The following is a 19512-nucleotide window of genomic DNA, read 5'->3' on the forward strand; positions in this document are numbered from 1 at the left end:
GCGGGCGGATATCATTCCTTCGAAAAAGCCGGGGCAATATTTCACTCGCGGAACAGAGAAAACGCGCCGGTCCGGACACCCTTGGATTATACGAAGTCTAGGTCGCCGGGACGACCAAGGGCCTCGGTTCCTCGAGCGGCAGCCCATCGCGGTGGTGCGCGGCTTGCCCCTCACTTTCCGCCGTTGACGTCGGCCTGCCTCAGGGGCGGCAGTTCGACGGAGGCGTCATCGAGAACCAACAACCAATCACGGCCCCTTCCCTTGCCGGGGGCGGAAAACGACATCGTTCCTTCCCACTTTCGTTTGTCGATCGGACGCACTTGCCCGTTACGCGGATCAAACCACCAGCCTCGGATTTCGCGGCCGGCCGGTTCCCACCGCACCGTCACGTCCCCGCCGGTCGGCAAGTAAATCAGGGCAAAGGAACCGTCCGACGCACGAGCCGCACGGCGATGGTCGGCGCCCTGCCCTTCGTGGCCGCGAATCAGTGACTGATCGGGAACAAGTTTGTAATACGGTCGTTGCAAGAGAACGGAACGCATCAGCCCCATTTGTCCACTACCGGGGTGACGCAAGGCTTCCTTCCACGGCGTGCGGGCATGCGAAATCGGCTTGCGCGGCTGTTCGAACATCTGCCAAATGTTATGATCCCCGTACGTGTGCCCGCACGCCCCGCTCAGCATGGACCAATAGGCCGCTTGCCGCACGTCCCAATCGTCGAACCAACCTGCATCCGCTCTCCAATTCACGGGATGATCCTCGTACCGAGGCTCACCGTCGAGTACGGGCTTGACCGGTTGGAGGTCGCGCAGGGCTAGGGTGGTCCGATAATTCGGCAGATTGGGAGCGGAATGCCCTGACTGGAACATATTGAAATCCAGCCAATCGTCAGCATGGAACCATTGCGCGGAATGCGACCCGCCCATGGGGTGGTACGTCAGCAAGTGACGCCCGCCGTCGCCCTCCTTAAGGCCTTCCGCCATCGCCCGAATCACGGCCAAGTGGCGAGGATTCTCCGGGTTACGATCCCCGCCCAGAATCCAGATGATGGGCTTGTCCCGGTAACGGGAACCGAGCCATCGCCCGTACGTGCGGGCATTTTCCGGCGTGAAGATTTCCGGGCCGACTCCCCATTTCTTATTCCATTTGTCGCCCCATGTCGGCAACATTCCGATGAACAATCCCAGCTCCTCCGCCCGGCGGACAATCCAATCGACGTGGTCCCAATAATCGTTTTCGGGGCCTTCTTGTACGGCGGGACGCGTCGGATCATTGTCCACCAGCGGCTTGTGTCCGTAGGCGTTCGGCGTGTGTAGGCCGTCCAGCTCGGCCAGCGCCACGGCCTGTATCACCGTGAAGCCTTTCCTCGCACGGTCGCTGAGGTACAGATCGGCCTCTTCGCGGTTCAAACGATGGAAAAGCTCCCAGGCCGTATCGCCCAAATAGAAAAATGGTTGCCCCTCCGCCGTGACGATGTATCGGCCGTCGGAGCTGACTTTCAGTTCCGGCGATCCGTTCGACGCGACGGCGGCAGGCGTTGCCGCAAGCGCCGCGAGCAAGGCAACCAAGGCCGCCGAATACGGCCGCCCTCCTTGCCGCCTTCTGGTGTGCTTGCAAATACTCCAACCGCCATTCAGGAACTTCACCATGTCGGACTCCCAATCCCCAATGTCCTCAAAACGCCTTCGCTTTTTGCCGCCCGTTCGTTGCGGCCCCTTCTACCCCTATCCCGAGCAAACGCAATTTTCTCGACAACCCGTCTCGCGAAGAAGCGGAGTTTTGCGGAGGAACGGATCCTCTTGCGGCCGAATCGCCCGGAACGGAAACCGAATCGCCCGGAACCGAAAAGTTCTCGCGGCATGTAGGTGCACGAACATCCGCAAACACGGTACGATTATACCCGAGGGCTGCCCCCAAACAACGCTGCCCCCAACCAAGCGGAACTCGTGATCTTGCAAAAGCGCACTATCTAAAAGGAACTGAGCGATGAAACGCCGCCCCAACACGGCTGACCGAAGTCAACGGTTCTTCCTGTGCCTCTTGTGGCTCATTTCGCTTGTGCTCATGCCGCGGCGGATTGCCGCCCAAGACGTTCCGGCTCCGCCGCATGACTCCCCGGATTTGGCCGCCTATCGCGCGCGATGGCAGACCCCCGAAGTGCAAAGCCGTATCGCGGAGAACATCGAGCGGCATCGTAAAGAAAACGTTTCCTGCCGGGTGCTCGGAGCCGACGGCAAGCCGCTGCCGAACGTCGACGTCGAAGCTCGGCAAGAATCCAACGCATTTCTATTCGGCTGCAATGCCTTCGTCCTCGGGCAACTGGATTCACCCGAGAAAAACCGCAAGTACGAAGAGGCCTTTGTGCATATCTTCAATTTCGCTACCGTGCCGTTCTATTGGGGAGGCGTGGAACCGGTCGAGGGCGAGTTGCGTTACGCGGAGGGCAGCCGCGACATTTGGCGCCGCCCCCCGCCCGATCGGTATATCCCCTGGGCGGAAAAGCACGGTTTGACTCTGAAGGGTCATCCGTTGCTTTGGCACGCCTACAATCCGCCGTGGCTCCCCAACGACGCAGAGAAGTTGAAGACGCTGTACCAAGAGCGTTTTCGCCAAATCGCGTCGCGTTACCGCGACCACATTCCCATCTGGGATGTCGTCAACGAATCCCTGGTCTGCCCGGCTACCTACCCGCTATACGATCCGGATCGGTCGTACGTGGCCTGGGCGTTCAACCAAGTCGCCGAGCTGTTTCCCCAGGAAACGATCCTGATGATCAACGAGGTTACGTCGTTCAATTTCCCGCCGGCCTCCCGCAAGTACGAGGAGCAAATTGCCGGGCTATTGACGGCGGGAGTGCCGGTCCGCGGCATCGGCCTGCAATTTCATTACTTTCGCCGCTCGGCCCTGGACGCCTATGTGAAAAGCCCCCATTGCGACCCGCGCGTGCTGCTGGAGGTTTACGACCAACTGTCGCGATTCGACTTGCCGCTATATATCACCGAGATCACTATTCCCTCGGCGGGAGAAGGGGGCGAGGCTTTGCAAGCCGAGGTCGTCCGCGACCACTATCGTCTGTGGTTCAGCGTTCCCAAGATGGCCGGCATTACCTGGTGGAACCTGGGCGACGGCACGGCAGTCCAAGGCGAGAATGAGGCCCGGGGCGGCCTGCTCGACGAGAACCTCGACCCCAAGCCTGCGTACCGCGAGTTGGAACGCCTGATCCGCACGGAATGGCGAACTCACGTGCGCACCAAGACCGACGAGAACGGTCGGGCGGAGTTCCGCGGATTTGCCGGGAAATACTCGATCCAGGTCGTTGCCGACGGAACCGCCGTTTCCACCGTCATCGACGTCCGACCCGCTCACTCGAATCGATACACGATAACCCTGCCGCGGCATGCCGACGGATTGGCGGTCGTCCAACAGGAAGCGCGAACCGACTGAATCGAAGGATTCACAGCCGCCGAGGAATCGCGATCGGCTTTGACGGGATTGCGCAGAATAAGGTACTTTTACATATCCCGTTTGTCGCACGGGGGCCGGCTCGGTCTCGGCCTCGCCCGGGAGCGATCGGGCCGCGGTCTCGGGTGCGACGCAGTCCGTCCAGTTGGAAGGGCCTTTCGAAAATAGCCATGGAAATCGTCCTCTTCGAAGATTCGGTGGTAGCGCAACTGTATCCGATCACCGTGGGGCGTCCGGCCTTCGGCGTGACGGTGGGGGCTTACCGTTTCGTGGATTTGGCGCGGCGGCTGGGGGGACGCTTGTCCGCCCTGGTACGGCCGCACCTGGCCGAGATTACAAAGCTCGATTACGATTTGCCCCAGGCCGACCTCTCCGCCGATTCCATCTTGTTTCTCAACGCGCGGGCCGTCCCGTCCGTTTCCGCCATGCGGCAGTTGGAGCAACGCGTGCGGACGGGGGCTTCCGGCGTCGTCACGTGGGAGGGTCAGGTCGTGGCCGCCAAGATCGACCGTTCCTCCGCGGCCGACATCCCCCTGCCTTCCTTGGCCTCGCTCACGGGCGCCCCGCCCTCCGATTGGAAGCGGTTGGCCGAATCCCTGGCCCTGCCGGACTGGGATATCGCGTGGCCGCTCATGGAATATCCCCACCACGTGGTTCAATACCACATGGAGATGATCACCGAGCATTTGCACGACCGCATCGCCGGCGGCAATTATCGGCAGTTGAAGGACGGCCTTTTCACGGCGGACAACGTTCACATCGGCGAGTACGGTACGGTGGACGCTTCGCAAGGCCCCATCGTCATCGAATCCGGCGCCGTTATCGGGCCGTACTGCCTGCTCCGCGGGCCGGTCCACATCGGAGCCAACGCCAAGGTCATCGAATACGCGGCGCTGAAGGACAAGGTTACCGTCGGCCACACCACCAAGATCGGCGGTGAAATCGAAGCCGCGGTCATCGAGCCCTATTCCAACAAGCAACACCACGGCTTTATCGGACACAGCTATTTGGGAAGCTGGGTGAATCTCGGCGCGGGCAGTTGCAACAGCGATCTGAAAAACACCTACGGCCGTGTGAGCATGGAATACGACGGCAAGCGCGTCGCCACGGGCATGCAATTCCTCGGCTGCATCATCGGCGACTATTCCAAGACGGCGGTCAATACGGCCGTGTTCACCGGCAAGGTGATCGGCGTTTGCTGCATGGTGTACGGGTTCGTCACCACGAACGTGCCCAGCTTCACGAATTATGCCCGGGTCTTCGGCCAAATCAGCGAGGTTCCCGTGGACGTGGCCGCCGCCGGACAGCAGCGGATGTTCCTGCGCCGCAACGTCACTCAACGCCCGTGCGACGTGCAACTGATTCGCGACATGTACGAACTGACCCGCCACGAGCGTCGCTTGGGCAGCGAACCCTTGGTCCTCTGAAGGCGCTCGGAAGCGGCGCGCCGGCGGGCCGCCGACTTCGCGCGCTGTACCGTTCTCGCCGCTTCGTCTATAATGCCCGTCTGCTTCGGTGACCCTCTCGCGGTCCCGTCTTGGATTTGCACCGATCGTAGCCTTGGGAGAATGCTGCTGATGACGACCTTGACCGCCCCGCCGCGCGTTTTTTTTCCGCCCCCCGCTTCTCACGGATCGACCAAGCGGACGGCCCGTCCGCGCGTTCGCGCGCGTACCGCCGCAGGGCTTCTCGCGATCGTCGTGATACCGGCGGTCTGGAGCCTGCTCGATACGACGCGCTCGGCTTCGGCCGCACCGCCGCAGGTCGATTTGCCTGAGAGGACCGCTTTGGACGATTACGTGGCCGAACCGGACGCGGCTTACGCTTGGCGGGTGGTCGGTACGCAAAAAGTGCCGGGCGGCACGGTTTTCACCGTGGAGATGACTTCGCAGACCTGGCGCACGGCCGACGAGGTGAGTCGGCCCGTCTGGACGCATTGGCTGCTCGTCGCCAAGCCCGACGTAGTTCGATACTCCACGGCCTTCCTCATGATCGGCGGGGGCCGAAACGGCGGCTCACCGCCCGACGCCGCAAATAGTCCCATCCTTGCCGTGGCAGCCGCCACGGGAACCGTCACTGCCGAATTGCGCATGGTCCCCAATCAGCCGATGATCTTTTTCAATGACGGCAAGGAACGATTCGAGGACGACCTGGTCGCCTACACTTGGACCAAGGCGTTGGAGACGGGCGACCTCACATGGTGTGCCCGCTTTCCCATGGTCAAATCCGCCGTGCGGGCGATGGATACGATCCAGGCCCTTCTCCGCTCCGAGCAGGGCGGCGGCGTCGAGGTCCGCGATTTCGTCGTGGCGGGCGGCTCCAAGCGGGGCTGGACGACCTGGCTGACCGCGGCCGTGGACCCCCGCGTCAAAGCCGCCGTTCCCATCGTCATCGACGTCCTCAATTGCGAGCCTTCGCTGCGGCACCATTACGCCGCTTACGGTTTTTGGGCGCCCGCCGTCCACGACTACGTCGAGCACCGGATCCTTCAGCGATTGGGGGATCCCAAGGTGACCGAATTCTTGAAGGTGGAAGACCCCTATTTCTACCGCCACCGCGTGAAGATGCCCAAGTACGTCGTCAATGCCGCGGGCGATCAGTTCTTCCCTCCCGATTCATCCCAGTTCTATTTCGACGATTTGGAGGGCGAAAAGTACCTTCGGGTCGTTCCGAATGCGGACCACGGCCTGAAGAACAGCGACGCGCTGCCGTCGATCATCGGCTTTTACCGCCTGATCTTGGACGATGCCCCACGACCGCGATTCTCGTGGCGGTTTCACGGCGAGGATACCGTGGAGTTGGAATGCACGGATCGGCCGGGGAAGGTGCTGCTTTGGCAGGCCACGAATCCCGATGCGCGCGATTTCCGCTTGATGACCATCGGCCCCGCTTTCACGTCGCGGCCGCTGGAGTTGCACGACGGCCGGTGCGTCGCAACGGTAACTCGCCCCGAAAAGGGCTGGACCGTCTATTTCGTGGAACTGACGTATCCGGGCAAGGACGGCTTCTACTTCAAGGTCACGACGCCGCCGCGAGTCGTGCCGGACACGCTCCCCTTTGCCGACGCGATCCTGCCGAGCACGAACGGCCGCGCCGGGGAATGAGCCTCCGGAACGCCCTGCAACCGATCAGCAACCGATCAGGAACCGCCCGGCGCGAGAACGTTGCCGAAAGGCCCCGGCAATCCGCAGGTTCCGACCGGCGGGCCACGTTCGGCCGTGGACGACGCCCTCGGTTGCGGCGTATCCGCTTTGCGAGGTGAATCATGTCGCGTCTGCCCTTGCGTATCCCGGCTCTGCTCGCGGCCATGTTGGCCGGCTCCGCGATCCATTCCTTGGGATATTGGGCAACGGCCGATGAGCCGGTCCCCATGATCCACGTCACGGACTTATATCGCCCGCACAACGACCCCGACGATCATTGGGATTTGGCCTGCGTCTATGCCTTGGCATTTCAATCACGCGCGGAATTGCTGGGCGTCCTGATCGACTATCCGCTGCCGGGAGCGGCCCACGATCCCGACGTTGCGGCCGTAGCCCAAATGAATTATGTGACGGGCAAGTCCGTGCCGGTCATGGTCGGATCGCCGCGGATGCATGATGCGCCGGCCGCGGAAACCCCGGCGAGCGAGGCCGATCTCCGAGGCGTCCGCGCCCTGCTGGACTGGATGCGTCGCTCGGCCCGGCCGGTCGTTATCAATATCCTCGGGTCTTGCCGCGACGTGGCGATCGCCGGCCGATTGGAACCGCAATTGTTCGCGGAGAAGTGCCGCGGCATCTACCTGAATGCAGGCAGTGGAACCCGTGATCCGCGGAAGGCCGCCGTCCTCGAGTGGAACGTGCGTCTCGATCCGGCCGCCTATCGCGCCATCTTCCATCTTCCCTGTCCCATCTACTGGATGCCCTGCTTTGAAGAGGTCCCGACCCGGCCGGGGGAAGCCTTCAGGGTGGGCGAGTTCGGCACATTCTATCGGTTTCGGCAGGGTGAGATCTTAGCGGATGTCTCTCCCTCCGTGCAGAACTTCTTCCTCCACATGTTCCTTCACGGCGGCCTCCTCCGCGACGACCAAGGTACGCCCTTCGTACCGCGGACCGACTGGCTGCGATTCCTGACTTCTCAACCCAATCCCGACCTCGTCGCCCGAGTCGCCGCGATGGATCGCAACATGTGGTGCACGGCCGGATTTTTCCACGCGGCCGGCCTCACGGTAACCCAAGACGGCGAGATCGTCCCCGAACCCGAAGCCGCCGCACCGGTTTTCACGTTCGATCGCGTCACGGTGTCCTGCTCCGAACAGGGCGTGACGCACTGGGAAAACGCTGAAGAGACGGCCGGGCAACCGCCCCGGTTCATCTTCCACGTGCGCAATCCGTCGCGTTATCCGGCCGCCATGACGGCCGCCATGCGATCGCTGCTCCTCACCTTGCCCTGAGCGAGGTCGCCCGTCACGTCTGTTCCCGTCCGGCACTGCACGCGCCGCAATGCCCCGCAGCCTGCCGGACCGGAAGCCGCGGACCGCCGGCCGGCACCTCGCCGCCGCAAGGGCGGTCTTGCCGCCGCCGGGATTCCAATATCTCGGCTGCCGTCCGACAATGGCAGCGGCCTCGTCCCGAGGATCGGATCTGAGCCCACGCCAAGCAGAGAAAGACGGCCGAGAACACCGGCAACGTCACAAGAAACGTCATCATGGCCGCCCTTTCCGTCCTCCCGAGGTGACGGACTTCCCGCCTTTCAGGCCGCCCGGCGATCGCACCGACGACCATCCGGAGCCCGATTGTCATTTCGTTTCGCGGAGGACGAGTCCGCCGCGGGCGGGCGAGGCCATGCGCGCGGCAAAGCCGGGGGTCATGCGGCTTTCAAATCCCGCCCCCTTCCGTTCGATCAACAGGACGTCCAAGCCCTCCCGTTGAGCCGTCGCCCAGGCCTCCTCCGGTCCCATAATCATCAGCGCGGTGGCCCAAGCGTCGGCCGTCATGCATGACGGATGCAGGACGCTGACCGAGGCCAAACGATGATCGATGGGCCGGCCCGTCCGCGGATCAATCAAGTGACTGAACCGCCGCCCCTCGCTTTCGAAATAGTTGCGGTAATCCCCGGAGGTCGCCAGCGCCGCGTCTTCCAATCGCAAAACGGCTTGGGTTTGACGAGCATCGAGCCGCGGCGCCTCGACGCCCACGGCCCACGGTAATCCGTCGGGGCGACGTCCTTTGGCGCGAATCTCGCCGCCGATTTCGACCAAGTAATGCTCAATCCCAATCGCTTCCAAGCATTCCGCCACGCGATCCACACCGTAACCCTTGGCGACGGCAGCCAAATCGACGGCACCGCCCTCGATCCCGCGGCGGACGGCGGGCGGACGGCTCCGCAATTCGATACGTTTCCAATCGACCCGCTCCCGCGCGGCCCGAATCGATTCCGCATCCGGAATCGCCGCCTTCCGTCCCGCTTCGGCTTCGCCTCCCGCTGGGCCGAAATGCCAAAGGCGAACCAACGGCCCGACGGTGATGTCGAGTGCGCCTCCCGATCGCTCGCACACCCGCAAGGCCTCCTTCAAGACGGTCGCGGTATCCGGGGAGATCGGTTGCCAAACATCAGCGGGCGCCGCGTTCCAGCGAGAGATCTCCGATCGCGGATCGAACGCCGACATCTTGGCGTTGATCTCTTCCAGGACTCGCTCCACCTCGGATTGCACTTTCTCCAAGGCAACACCGGCGGGTAACTTGTGCAATTTGATGGAATACGTCGTGCCCATGGTCGTGCCGCTCCAGGAGACGGCGGCGTGGGGCGAAGGCGGCCGCATGAAAGCCGACCACACCGCCGCGATGATGAGGCCCGACGTTACCACGCCCGCGCGTCGCCAAGGCCGCGTTCGGTCCGCCATGGTTCATCCCCCGAAATCGTCGAAGGCGATGTTTTCCCGTTCCACGCCCAGATCGTCCAGCAATCGCAGCACGGCCTTGTTCATCATCGGCGGCCCGCAAAGATAGTACTCGCAGTCTTCCGGAGCGGGGTGATCCTTCAAGTAGCAGTCGTACAAGACCTCGTGAATGAAGCCCGTGGGGCCGGCCCAGCGGTCCTCCGGTTTCGGTTCCGAGAGCGCCGGATGCCAACTGAAGTTGGGGAACTCTCGCTCCAGGGCCTCGAATTCCTCCATATAAAAGGCCTCCCGCAAGCTGCGAGCGCCGTACCAGTATGAGATCTTTCGGACGGTACGCCGGCGTTTCAACAAGTCGAAGATGTGCGATCTCAACGGCGCCATGCCCGCACCCCCGCCGATGTAGATCATTTCGGCGTTGCCTTCCCGGGGGAAAAAGTCGCCGTAGGGGCCTGAAACCAGCACGGCATCGCCGGGCTTGAGGTTGAACAGATAGCTCGACATCAGTCCCGGCGGCACACCGTCGCTCCCCGGCGGCGGCAAGGCAATCCGCACGTTCAGCATGATGATGCCTCGCTCCTCCGGATAGTTGGCCATGGAGTACGCCCGCGTTACCGGCTCCCGGGTCCGCACGCGATACCGCCACAGATCGAGCCGGTCCCATTCCTCGCGAAATTCCGCGGGAATATCGAAATCCCGAAAACGAATCTCATAGGGCGGAGCCTGGATTTGCACATAGCTTCCGGCACGAAACTCGAACGGCTCGTCGGCCGGCAGCTCCAAGACCAACTCCTTGATGAACGTCGCCACGTTGCGGTTGGAACAAACCGTGCACGTCCATTGCCGGACGTCGAGGATCTCCTTGGGGATGGAGAGCCTCAAATCTTGTTTGACGGTCACCTGGCAAGCCAACCGCACCCCCTCGCGCATCTCGCGGCGGGTCATGAAGGGGATCTCGGTGGGCAGTATCTCGCCGCCGCCTTCCAGCACTTTGACCTTGCACTGCCCGCAGCTGCCGCCGCCGCCGCAAGCCGACGGAACGAAGATGCGATGTTCGGCCAAGAGCGGCAGCAGCTTGGCCCCCGGCCGGGCATGGAAGGAATGCGTGGGAGATCCGTCGATGTCGATCTCGACCTCGCCCCGCGGAAGCAACATCGCCCGGGCGATCAAGATCACGGTCGTCAAGGCCAAGACGACGGTCGAGAACATGCCCACACTGAGACCGATTTCGATCAACATGGCTTGGCCTCGTTCACAGTTGAATTCCCGAGAAGCACATGAACACCATGGCCAGCAGCCCTACCGTGATGAACGTGATTCCCAGGCCGTCCAGACCTCGCGGCACGCGGGCGTACCGCAACCGCTCGCGGACCGCCGCCAGCATCACGATCGCCGCCGCCCAGCCGGCGCCCGATCCAAAACCGAACGTGACGCTTTCGGCCCACGTGTAATCTCGCTCCACCATGAACAGCGACCCGCCGAGGATCGCACAGTTCACGGTAATCAGCGGCAGGAATACGCCCAACGCGTTGTAGAGCGAGGGAAAGAACCGATCGAGGACCATCTCCAAAATCTGCACCATCGCAGCAATGACCCCGATGAACGTGATCAGCGAGAGGAAGGACAAATCCAAATCGGGGAACCCGAAACGGGTCCAGGCCCCGGCGCGGAGGAAGTTCTGATAGACCCATTGATTGACGGGGACCGTGACGGTCTGCACCACGATAACGGCAATCCCCAGCCCCACGGCCGTATCGACTCGCTTCGAGATCGCCAAATACGTGCACATGCCGAGAAAAAAGGCCAGGGCCGGATTCTCGACGAACATCGCGCGAACCAACAGGCTCAGATGGTGTTCCACCATGGCTTCCCCCATGCTCGCCTTCTAGGCATGATCTCGGATCAACTTCTTGCCTCGCGAATTCAGCGCCCAGATCAGCAGCCCGATCAGAAAGAACGCGCTGGGCGAAAGGAGCATCAATCCGTTCGGCACGTACCATCCCCCGTCGGCGGCCAAGGGCAGGATCGTATGCCCCAGCAGCGTTCCCGAGCCCAGAAGCTCGCGGACGGCGCCCACCGCCGCCAGGACCGCGCCGTATCCCAAACCGTTCCCGAGGCCGTCCAACAGGCTGGGCAGGACCGGGTGTTTCATCGCGAAGCCCTCCGTCCGCCCCATGATGATGCAATTCGTGATGATCAGGCCCACGAAAACCGATAACTGCCGACTGATGTCGTACGCGAAGGCCTTGAGAAACTGATCCACGACGATCACCGCCGAGGCAATGACGGTCATCTGCACGATCATACGAATGCTGCCGGGAATCCAATTCCGAATGAGAGAGATCAGCGTGCTGGAAACGCCGGCCACGAAGACGACCGCTGCGGCCATCGTCAAAGCCGTGGACAACTTCGTCGTCACGGCCAGGGCCGAACAAATCCCCAAGATCTGGACCGTGATGGGGTTATTGCGAATGATGGGATCGGTGAGCGTCCGCCAATGCTTCCCCATGACCGATGTCCTCCCTCACCAAGCGATCCGCCCCGTTGCTTTTCCCTTCGCCGGGGTCTCGCCGCCGTCTTTATGGCGCCGAATCCGCCGACTCCGCCGAGTCCTCCAATTCCGCCGACTCCGCCGCCCGCTCTCGCCGCAGTCGCTCCAAGAGCGGCCCGTACCCTTGCTCCCCCAACCAGAACCGCACCAGATTGGTGACGCCTCGCCCCGTGAGCGTTGCTCCGGAGAGACCGTCCACCTGATGCTCGGCATGGGGTGCGTCGGGGGGAACGCGACCCTTCACCACTTCCAGTCGAGGCTGCCCCGACGCATCGAAGACCCGTTTGCCGATCCATTGCCCTTTCCAACGTGGATTATCGACCTCACCGCCTAGGCCGGGCGTCTCCGCATGTGCGAAAAAGCCGAAACTCTCCACCGTGTTCAGGTCCGGCCCCAGAGCGATCAAGCCGTACATCGTGGACCACAACCCTTTGCCGTAAACCGGCAGGATCACCCGACGTAAGCGGCCGTTTTCTCGCAAGAAATAGACGACCTGCCGATTGGGACGGCGGCGAATGCCTGCGATGTCCTTTTCCGCGGGGAGCGATCGTGCGCCCGACGGCTCGCGCAAGAGCACCGCCGGATCGAACGATTCGGGATCCTCGCCCGGCACCGGCTCGCCCGTCTCCAGGTCCACGACCTCCGCTTCCAAGCGGGCGAACAGGGCATCGATATCGGCCTTTTGATCGGGTTCCAACAACCCCGCCGCCAACAAGACGTTGCGTTTGCGGTCCAGCCGGCTATTGCGCTCCTGGATCGGGCGGAGGGTGACGACCGCGCCCGCCACCATCATCGAGCATATGAGGCACACTCCCAACGCGACGGCAACCGTCTTGACGATCGAATCGTTAGGCATGGCGCAGCTTCCTTCTTCGAACGTGCGCTCGAACGACGTAGTAGTCGAACAGCGGCGCCGTGATGTTGCCGAACAAAATGGCCAGCATGGTGCCCTCGGGAAACGCCGGGTTGACGACGCGAATGAGGATCACCAGGACGCCGATCGTCAGCCCGTAAAGCCACTGCCCCAAGGAAGTCATGGCCGCGGTCACGGGATCGGTGGCCATGAAGACCAGCCCGAAGGCGAATCCGCCCAGAACCAAGTGCCAATGCGGAGGCAGGGAGTACATGGAATCGGCGGCGGTCCCCAGGCTGTAGAAGAAGGCCGCCGCTGCCATCGCACCGAGCAACATGCCGGTCATGATGCGATGCGAGGCGATGCCCGTCGCCAAGAGGACGGCCGCCCCCAATAGGCAGGCGGCCGCGGAGGTCTCGCCCATCGATCCGGGAATCGTGCCGATGAAGGCATCCAACCACGTCGTTTGAGCCGCCACGGCCGACATGCCCCCCGTCGCCGCCGCGCTGAGCGGCGTTGCCCCGCTAAAGCCGTCCACCGCCACCCAAACTTCGTTCCCCGAGATGGCGGCGGGATAGGCGAAAAACAGGAATGCTCGAGCCGCCAAGGCGGGATTGAGAAAGTTCCGCCCCGTTCCCCCAAACATCTCCTTCGCAAAGACGACGCCGAAGGAAATACCCACCGCGACCTGCCACAGCGGAATGGCGGGAGGCAAGGTCAGCGGGAAGAGAAGCCCCGTGACGAAAAAACCTTCGTTAACCTCATGTTTGCGGAGAATCGCGAAGAGGATCTCCCAGCTCAACCCGACGACCATCGTGACCGCATAGGCGGGCAAGAAGTAGGCGGCCCCATGCGTCACGTTGGCCCAAAAATCGGCCGGGTCGTAACCCGCTCCGACGCGATCCAAAATTTGGTATCGCCATCCCTCGGGTGGAGCGCCGCCCCGTGATTGCAGCACGCGATTGGCTTGCAACCCCGTGTTGTACATCGCCATCAAGACGCAGGGCATCAAGGCCACAAGCACGACGCTCATCAACCGCTTGTAATCCAAGGCGTCGCGGACGTGGCACGTTCCATCATTCGGTTCTCCCGGCGTGTAGAAGAAGCTGTCCACGACTTCATAGACGGGATAGAGCGGATGGAGACGCCTTCCCGGCGCGAACCAAGGCCCCATTCCATCCAGCAGCTTGCGGAGCAGTCGCATCATTCGTCCCTTTCGATGGCGGTCAACACGCTGCGGAGCATGGTCCCGTAATCCTGCTTCCCGGGACAAACGAAGCTGCACAAGGCCAGATCCTCTTCTTCCAATTCCAGGCACCCCAAGGCCTCGGATTCTTCCGGGTCGCCGTTTTCCAAGGCGCGCAAGAGGAACGTCGGCAGGATGTCGAGCGGCATGACCTTTTCGTAATTGCCGATCGGAAAGACGGCCCGCCTTCCTCCGTGCCTGCCCGCATCCATGGCGAATAAGCGATCCTTGCCCAAGACCGCCCCCACGGTGACGGGGCTGACGGAGAACTTGCCGAATCCCGGGGCCAGCCAACCGAAGAATTCCCGCTTCACGGTGCCGGGCAGGACGCTGATTTGCGTGTGATACCGGCCCAGAAAGGGCGCCGCCGGATCGAGCAGCCGACCTCCCAAGACGGAGCCCGAGATCACCCGCGGATGGGCTTCCCGCAATTCCCCCCGCAATAGTTGCGAAAGGTCGGCGCCCAGGCGAGTCCGTAATAACCGCGGTCGTGCAACCGCCGGCCCGCCCAGGGCCGCAACGCGCGTGTGGTCCGGCATGCCCGTGGTAAACAGCCGTCCGATGGCGGCCACGTCTTGATATCCCAGGTACCAGGCCGTCCTTCGCCGACCGACCGGCGACAGAAAGTGGATGTGCGTGCCCGGCAAGCCGGCCGGATGGGGTCCCGCAAAGGCCACGCTCTCCCAACCCGGCACGTCGGTACCCGGGATGTCCTCATCGGGCGCAACGCACACGAATTTGCGGGGCACCGCCAAGCGACCCAAGACGCGCAGGCCGCAATGAAAGTCCCACGCCCGGTCCTTCAACACCACGGAAGGTCGCGCGCTCAACGGATGGGTGTCCACGGCCGTCACGAACAGCGCGTCGGCGGTCGAATCGGGCGAGGGAATGCGGCCGAAAGGTCGCATCCGCAAAGCGGTCCACATGCCCGACGTTTGGAGCACGATGCGGACCTCCTCCTCGTCCAGCAATTCCAAACGTCGATCATCATAGATGGGGAATTCGAGCGGGCGATCATCCGTCACTTCGATCACGACGGCGATCAAGCGCCGCTTTTCCCCCCGCAGCACGGCCGAGACGAAACCGCCGGCGGGAGCGGCGAAGCGGATTCCCGGATTCGTCTTGTCAATCCATAACGTTTGCCCCTCCCGTACCCACTCGCCCTCCGTCACCAGCAGCCGCGGCTTGAGGCCGTGGTAGTCCATGCCCATCAGAGCCACGCGGGTGACCGGACCGGCCTCGTCGATCCGCTGCGTGGGAACGCCCGCGATCGGTATATCCAGACCGCGCCGCACGACGACCGTTCGCGTCGGGACCGCCTGCCGAGTCGGCACCCTCGTTTCCACGGGAGAGGTTATTCGCTCGTCCAAAAGCCGAAGCATCATCGTCTTGCCCTCCCGATTCCGAACCTCGGCGCGCAATCCAAGCCGAACTCCAAGCGTGACCGACAACCACCGGAAGCGGCGTTGCCGCGGGCGACGGTTCGCGAACGGGCGAACCGTGATGCGGACACCTGCGGAAGGTAAAGCGGCGGGGCTTCCTCGCGAAAACACTCTACGAAGAAGCGATACAGGACGCCGTGACCAAGCGGCCGTTGCCGCCCTCCTCAACGCGTCACGGCGGAGCCGAGAGGCCGGCGAATCCACCGATTCGCACACTCGCCTTCGACTCACACTTTCTACGTGCCACGCCGCAACGGAGTTCGCGTAAAGGCGCGAACTGTGGGCCGAGAACGCACGCCAAGGAATTCCGGCGGAATATCGACAAGGCACGGCGGCGTAATGCTATGCCGCGATTATCGGCGTTCGAAGAAACGACCTGCGGTAAGTGCCGACCGCACGGGGCCGTCCTGTCGATGATTGGCTGCGACCGGCCGAAACGTCGATCGCGAAAGAAGAGATCCTGCCTCCCCGGCGCGATGCGGAAAAGCGTTTGCGGCAAGGCTTGCCGGGCATTAAACTGCGCGACGCGCTAGCGTTCGAGCCGACGCGTGCAGGTCGCCCGTCTTCATTTTGCCCGACCCCAACCGTCACAAAAACCATCCTACCCGCCTGGGAGATCCCACATGATGTGCCCACAACCGCGGCATTGGATCCTTATGCTTTCGGTGATCTCCGCGCTCTCCCTTGCGTGCCCGGCTCGCAACGCCTCCGTCCTCGGCGAAGAGACGCAGGGCGTCTTCAATGGAGCCTTCGAGCAGGACGCGAACGGGGACGGCATCCCGGACGGATGGACCACGGCCGGGCGAGCCGGCGTCCGCCAAGAGCTGCGGATCGTGGAGGATGCCCGGCGGGGAAAAGTCGCCCGCCTGACCTGCACGGCGTTCGAGTCCGGATTCCCCGACAGCCACGTCATGCTGGCCCAGCTCGATCGCGTGGCACTCCGGCGCGGTCAGTGGTATCGGTTGAGCCTCTGGGCCAAAGGAAGCGACATCGAATCCGGCTCCGTGAATGTGGCGATCGTCAATCGCCGCGTTTGGCGCGAGAGCGGATTGCAGGACACCTTTACGCCCTCGGAAGACTGGGAGCCGTTCGCCTTCGACTTCCGCGCCGCGGATGACCTGGCTGCGGCCGACAGCCGGTTGCAAATCTACTTCACGGGCACCGGCGTGCTGTACTTGGACGACGTGGTGCTCGAACCTTCCGACGGCCCCAAGTACGATCGCGAGCCGATCCTCCCCTTCGAGGGCAACGTCAATACGCTGCCCAATAGTTCGTTCGAGTGCGGTTCCGGCGGTTGGGGCGGTTACTCCGTCATCAGCGGCGGGTGGGCGGCCAACTTATTCTTCCTGCCGGGCGCATGGGACCGATCCGAAGCGTATCACGGTCAAGCCGCATGGCGATTGACGCTGGATCCCAACGATCGTCCCACGGCTTACTTCGACTACTTCGACCCGCAGGTTGCGCCGCTGAAAAACCCCATGGTCGCACCCGTCGGGTGGATTCCCGTCGAGAAGGGAGCCAAATACGCGGTCTCGGCCTACGTCAAGGCCGACGCCGAGGATCTGCCGGTCGGCATCGTCGTCCGCTACGGTAACGGGCGGACGTCTTCCCGCTTCTTTCGAGTAGGAAAAGATTGGCGGCGGATCGAAGCCGCGTTCGAAGCCCAAGACGGCTACGCCTTTCCCGCCGTGGGTTTCGCCTTTTCGGACGAGCCTTCGGCGCGTGCAACGCTGTGGATCGATGCGGTGCAATGGGAACGCGGCGATCGTGCCGGCCCCTACCGCCCGCGAAGCGCCGTCGAGGCCTGCCTCTCGACCGAACAGGTGGGGAATATCTTCGCGGAACCTTCCGCCGGGCTTTCCTTCCAGCTTCGGGCCGCCAATTCGACCGACGCCCCCGGCGTCCTGCGCGGCGTGCTCAGCATCACCGATTTTCGCGACCGCGAAGTTTATCGAGAAGACGTTCACCTCGCCTTGCCGTCGCGGGAATCGTCCTGCTTACGATGGACGCACATCCTGCCGGGCAGGAAGGGGTTCTACCGCATCCATTGGCAACCCGAAGCTGATGCGTCCCAATCGCTCCGCGCGGCCGTGGTCGCCGCGTTTTCCCGAGAGGATACGCGGTTCGGCATGAACCACGCCTTTCCCTGGAGATTTCTGCTGGAACTGTCCCACACGGCCGGCGTGGGTTGGTGGCGCGATTGGTCGACCCAGTGGCGGTTGGTCCAAAGCGCCCCGAGCGCACCGTTCGATTTTCGCATCCCCGACGTTCAAATCGATCGCGTAATAGCGGCGGGCGGCAAGGTCGTCGCCCTGCTGCCCTTTCCCTCCGCCCCTTGGTCGGCATCCGCAGATACGGACAAGATCGAATCCGAGACGCGCGGAAACGACTACCTCCGTCGGCGTCTCTTGGTCGCTCAGAAGCCGCGCGACCTGAACGAGTTCGCCGATTATGTCCGGGCGAGCGTCTTGCATCTTCGCGGCCGGGTGGAGGTGATCGAAATCCTCAACGAACCGATTTACACCGATTACGCCCTGCCGCAAAGCTACGGATACACGACCTCCGACTACATCGAGCTGCTGCGCACGGCGTATCAGGCCGCCAAGGCCGCCGATCCCGGCTGCACCGTGGTGGGCGGAATCGCGGCCCCGCCCGACCATCGATTCGTGCGCGAATTCATCGATCAAGGCGGGCTGCAATGGTGCGACGTCATGAATCTGCACATGTACCCGCACCGAGGCGATCCGATCGCCTACCAGGCCGCATTCCGCGACTGCCGCGAGCAGATGGCGGCGGCGGGGCACGCCCGCGACGTCTGGATGACGGAAATCGGTTGCTATGCCGACGACGACCCCGCCGTGCGGCCGTTCCGCGTCGGCGATTCGGCCATGCATCGCGCCCTGCGCCCCAGCGAATTGCGGGGCGCGGTCGATCTGGTCAAGTTCGCCGCCGTACTCGGATCCGGCAACGTCACCAAGGTGTTCTACCACGCGGGAACTTGCGGCGCGTTGAATGAAGACACGGCCGGGAACGTATTTTTCGAGTACGGAGGTGCGCCGCGCAAAATGTATGCCGCGCAGGCCGCGCTATCGCACTTGCTGCCCGCCGACGCCCGCTTCGTCCGCAAGTGGACCGATCCGCCGGGGCTGCATGCCTTCGAGTTCCAATCGCCGCAAGGTACCACGGTGATCGCTTGGTCGGCAGGCAAGGAGGAAACGGCCTACACCGTGCCCGAGGGTTGGACCGCCTTCGATTTGATGGGGAATGCGATTGCGGGTAAGACCGTCGCCATCGGCCCGATTCCCGTCTACCTGGCGAATACGCCGGGACCTTGAACCATCCTTTGCCCGCGCCACGCCGCCCTAACACGAGGCTTGGGGGACGCTCAGAATACCAAGTCCACGGCGGCCCAAAGGCTGGGGTCGGAAGCGTAAGGCAACGGCTCGCCCGAAGAGAAAACGCGCGTCCCCACATCCGGGTCGTACACGACGTATTGCAAGCCGATCCGAGAAAACTCCTGGGGCTCGTATCCGGTCAGCGCCGATCGAGAGACGAATACCTCCAGCGACCAACCATCGTCGAGGGGCTTGGCAACGGCCTCCAACGCATCCGGCGGGACCGCGTGCGGCATGGCCTTGGCGTTGGGCACGGGCACCCACGATGCCGTCGGAGCCAATCGCCCGGAGGCCACGCGACGCATGCGGAAGTCGAAGCGGTGGCAAAATTGGCCGGCTCGGTGCACGTTGCGGACGTCCCGCGTATCGATATAGAGCTGGACCGAAGGGCCGTCGGACGAACCGGATCGAGCCGGCGAGGGCACGGTTCCCCGCCCACGCCGAAGCTCGAAAGCGAACGCCAGCCCCTCCTCGCTCCAAGCCGCGCGAACATCCAAGCCGGATGGGGAATGGTCAAGACTCGGCAAATCGGGCAGACGATAGCTCTCATCCAGTCGGGCGCCGGACGACGTCCACAGGGGAGACTTCCGCCGGCAACAGACGGTAAAGCGAAACAACTGCCGTGCCGGCAGGTGGAGTTCCGCGATCGCTCTCCGCAAGTCATCCGTCATGGAATCACTCGATGATT

At 63.1% G+C, this 19512-nt stretch carries 15 protein-coding genes; 5 read left to right on the plus strand and 10 right to left on the minus strand.

Annotated features, from left to right (window positions below):
- Positions 1 to 170 precede the first annotated feature (170 nt).
- Positions 171 to 1649: a glycoside hydrolase family 140 protein gene (locus tag ACZ5B4_RS10320; RefSeq protein ID WP_464911146.1), complete on the minus strand. Its 1479-nt coding sequence runs from the start codon at positions 1647 to 1649 to the stop codon at positions 171 to 173.
- A gap of 337 nt (positions 1650 to 1986) precedes the next feature.
- On the opposite strand from ACZ5B4_RS10320, the gene ACZ5B4_RS10325 reads away from it, so the two are divergent.
- The 4 genes from ACZ5B4_RS10325 to ACZ5B4_RS10340 all read left to right on the plus strand — a co-directional run bounded on the left by ACZ5B4_RS10325 (position 1987) and on the right by ACZ5B4_RS10340 (position 7894).
- On the plus strand, positions 1987 to 3444 hold the full coding sequence (locus tag ACZ5B4_RS10325) for an endo-1,4-beta-xylanase (RefSeq protein WP_464911147.1): 1458 nt from the start codon (positions 1987 to 1989) through the stop codon (positions 3442 to 3444).
- Positions 3445 to 3632: 188 nt separating this feature from the next.
- Positions 3633 to 4889, plus strand: coding sequence for a putative sugar nucleotidyl transferase (locus tag ACZ5B4_RS10330; RefSeq protein WP_464911148.1), 1257 nt, complete (start codon positions 3633 to 3635; stop codon positions 4887 to 4889).
- Positions 4890 to 5039: 150 nt separating this feature from the next.
- Entirely contained in the window at positions 5040 to 6566 is a 1527-nt protein-coding gene (locus ACZ5B4_RS10335) for a PhoPQ-activated pathogenicity-related family protein (protein ID WP_464911149.1), read from the plus strand.
- A gap of 161 nt (positions 6567 to 6727) precedes the next feature.
- The gene (locus tag ACZ5B4_RS10340) at positions 6728 to 7894 is read left to right on the plus strand and encodes a nucleoside hydrolase (protein WP_464911150.1); all 1167 of its coding nucleotides are present in this window, start codon (positions 6728 to 6730) and stop codon (positions 7892 to 7894) included.
- 13 nt (positions 7895 to 7907) lie between these two features.
- Here the strand turns inward: ACZ5B4_RS10340 and ACZ5B4_RS10345 are convergent, their stop codons facing one another.
- From ACZ5B4_RS10345 to ACZ5B4_RS10380, 8 genes are all read right to left on the minus strand, one after another.
- Positions 7908 to 8150, minus strand: coding sequence for a hypothetical protein (locus ACZ5B4_RS10345; protein ID WP_464911151.1), 243 nt, complete (start codon positions 8148 to 8150; stop codon positions 7908 to 7910).
- Between the two features lie 89 nt (positions 8151 to 8239).
- Entirely contained in the window at positions 8240 to 9343 is a 1104-nt protein-coding gene (locus ACZ5B4_RS10350; RefSeq protein ID WP_464911152.1) for an FAD:protein FMN transferase, read from the minus strand.
- A 3-nt stretch (positions 9344 to 9346) separates the two neighbouring features.
- The gene (nqrF, locus tag ACZ5B4_RS10355; RefSeq protein ID WP_464911153.1) at positions 9347 to 10576 is read right to left on the minus strand and encodes an NADH:ubiquinone reductase (Na(+)-transporting) subunit F; all 1230 of its coding nucleotides are present in this window, start codon (positions 10574 to 10576) and stop codon (positions 9347 to 9349) included.
- Between the two features lie 13 nt (positions 10577 to 10589).
- The gene (nqrE, locus tag ACZ5B4_RS10360; RefSeq protein ID WP_464914016.1) at positions 10590 to 11201 is read right to left on the minus strand and encodes an NADH:ubiquinone reductase (Na(+)-transporting) subunit E; all 612 of its coding nucleotides are present in this window, start codon (positions 11199 to 11201) and stop codon (positions 10590 to 10592) included.
- A gap of 21 nt (positions 11202 to 11222) precedes the next feature.
- Complete coding sequence (locus tag ACZ5B4_RS10365; RefSeq protein WP_464911154.1) at positions 11223 to 11846, minus strand: NADH:ubiquinone reductase (Na(+)-transporting) subunit D; 624 nt, start codon at positions 11844 to 11846, stop codon at positions 11223 to 11225.
- A 70-nt stretch (positions 11847 to 11916) separates the two neighbouring features.
- A complete protein-coding gene (locus tag ACZ5B4_RS10370) occupies positions 11917 to 12744 on the minus strand; it encodes a Na(+)-translocating NADH-quinone reductase subunit C (protein ID WP_464911155.1) in 828 nt (275 codons plus the stop codon).
- Entirely contained in the window at positions 12737 to 13948 is a 1212-nt protein-coding gene (locus ACZ5B4_RS10375) for an NADH:ubiquinone reductase (Na(+)-transporting) subunit B (protein ID WP_464911156.1), read from the minus strand. The genes ACZ5B4_RS10370 and ACZ5B4_RS10375 overlap by 8 nt, the downstream gene beginning before the upstream one ends.
- Positions 13945 to 15372: a Na(+)-translocating NADH-quinone reductase subunit A gene (locus tag ACZ5B4_RS10380; RefSeq protein WP_464911157.1), complete on the minus strand. Its 1428-nt coding sequence runs from the start codon at positions 15370 to 15372 to the stop codon at positions 13945 to 13947. The genes ACZ5B4_RS10375 and ACZ5B4_RS10380 overlap by 4 nt, the downstream gene beginning before the upstream one ends.
- Positions 15373 to 16052: 680 nt before the next feature.
- Here ACZ5B4_RS10380 and ACZ5B4_RS10385 point away from each other — a divergent pair.
- Complete coding sequence (locus ACZ5B4_RS10385; protein ID WP_464911158.1) at positions 16053 to 18764, plus strand: carbohydrate binding domain-containing protein; 2712 nt, start codon at positions 16053 to 16055, stop codon at positions 18762 to 18764.
- A gap of 50 nt (positions 18765 to 18814) precedes the next feature.
- Here the strand turns inward: ACZ5B4_RS10385 and ACZ5B4_RS10390 are convergent, their stop codons facing one another.
- Positions 18815 to 19495, minus strand: a complete 681-nt coding sequence (locus ACZ5B4_RS10390; RefSeq protein ID WP_464911159.1) for a hypothetical protein — start codon at positions 19493 to 19495, stop codon at positions 18815 to 18817.
- Between the last annotated feature and the right edge of the window lie 17 nt (positions 19496 to 19512).

The organism is Thermogutta hypogea, from assembly GCF_055386265.1.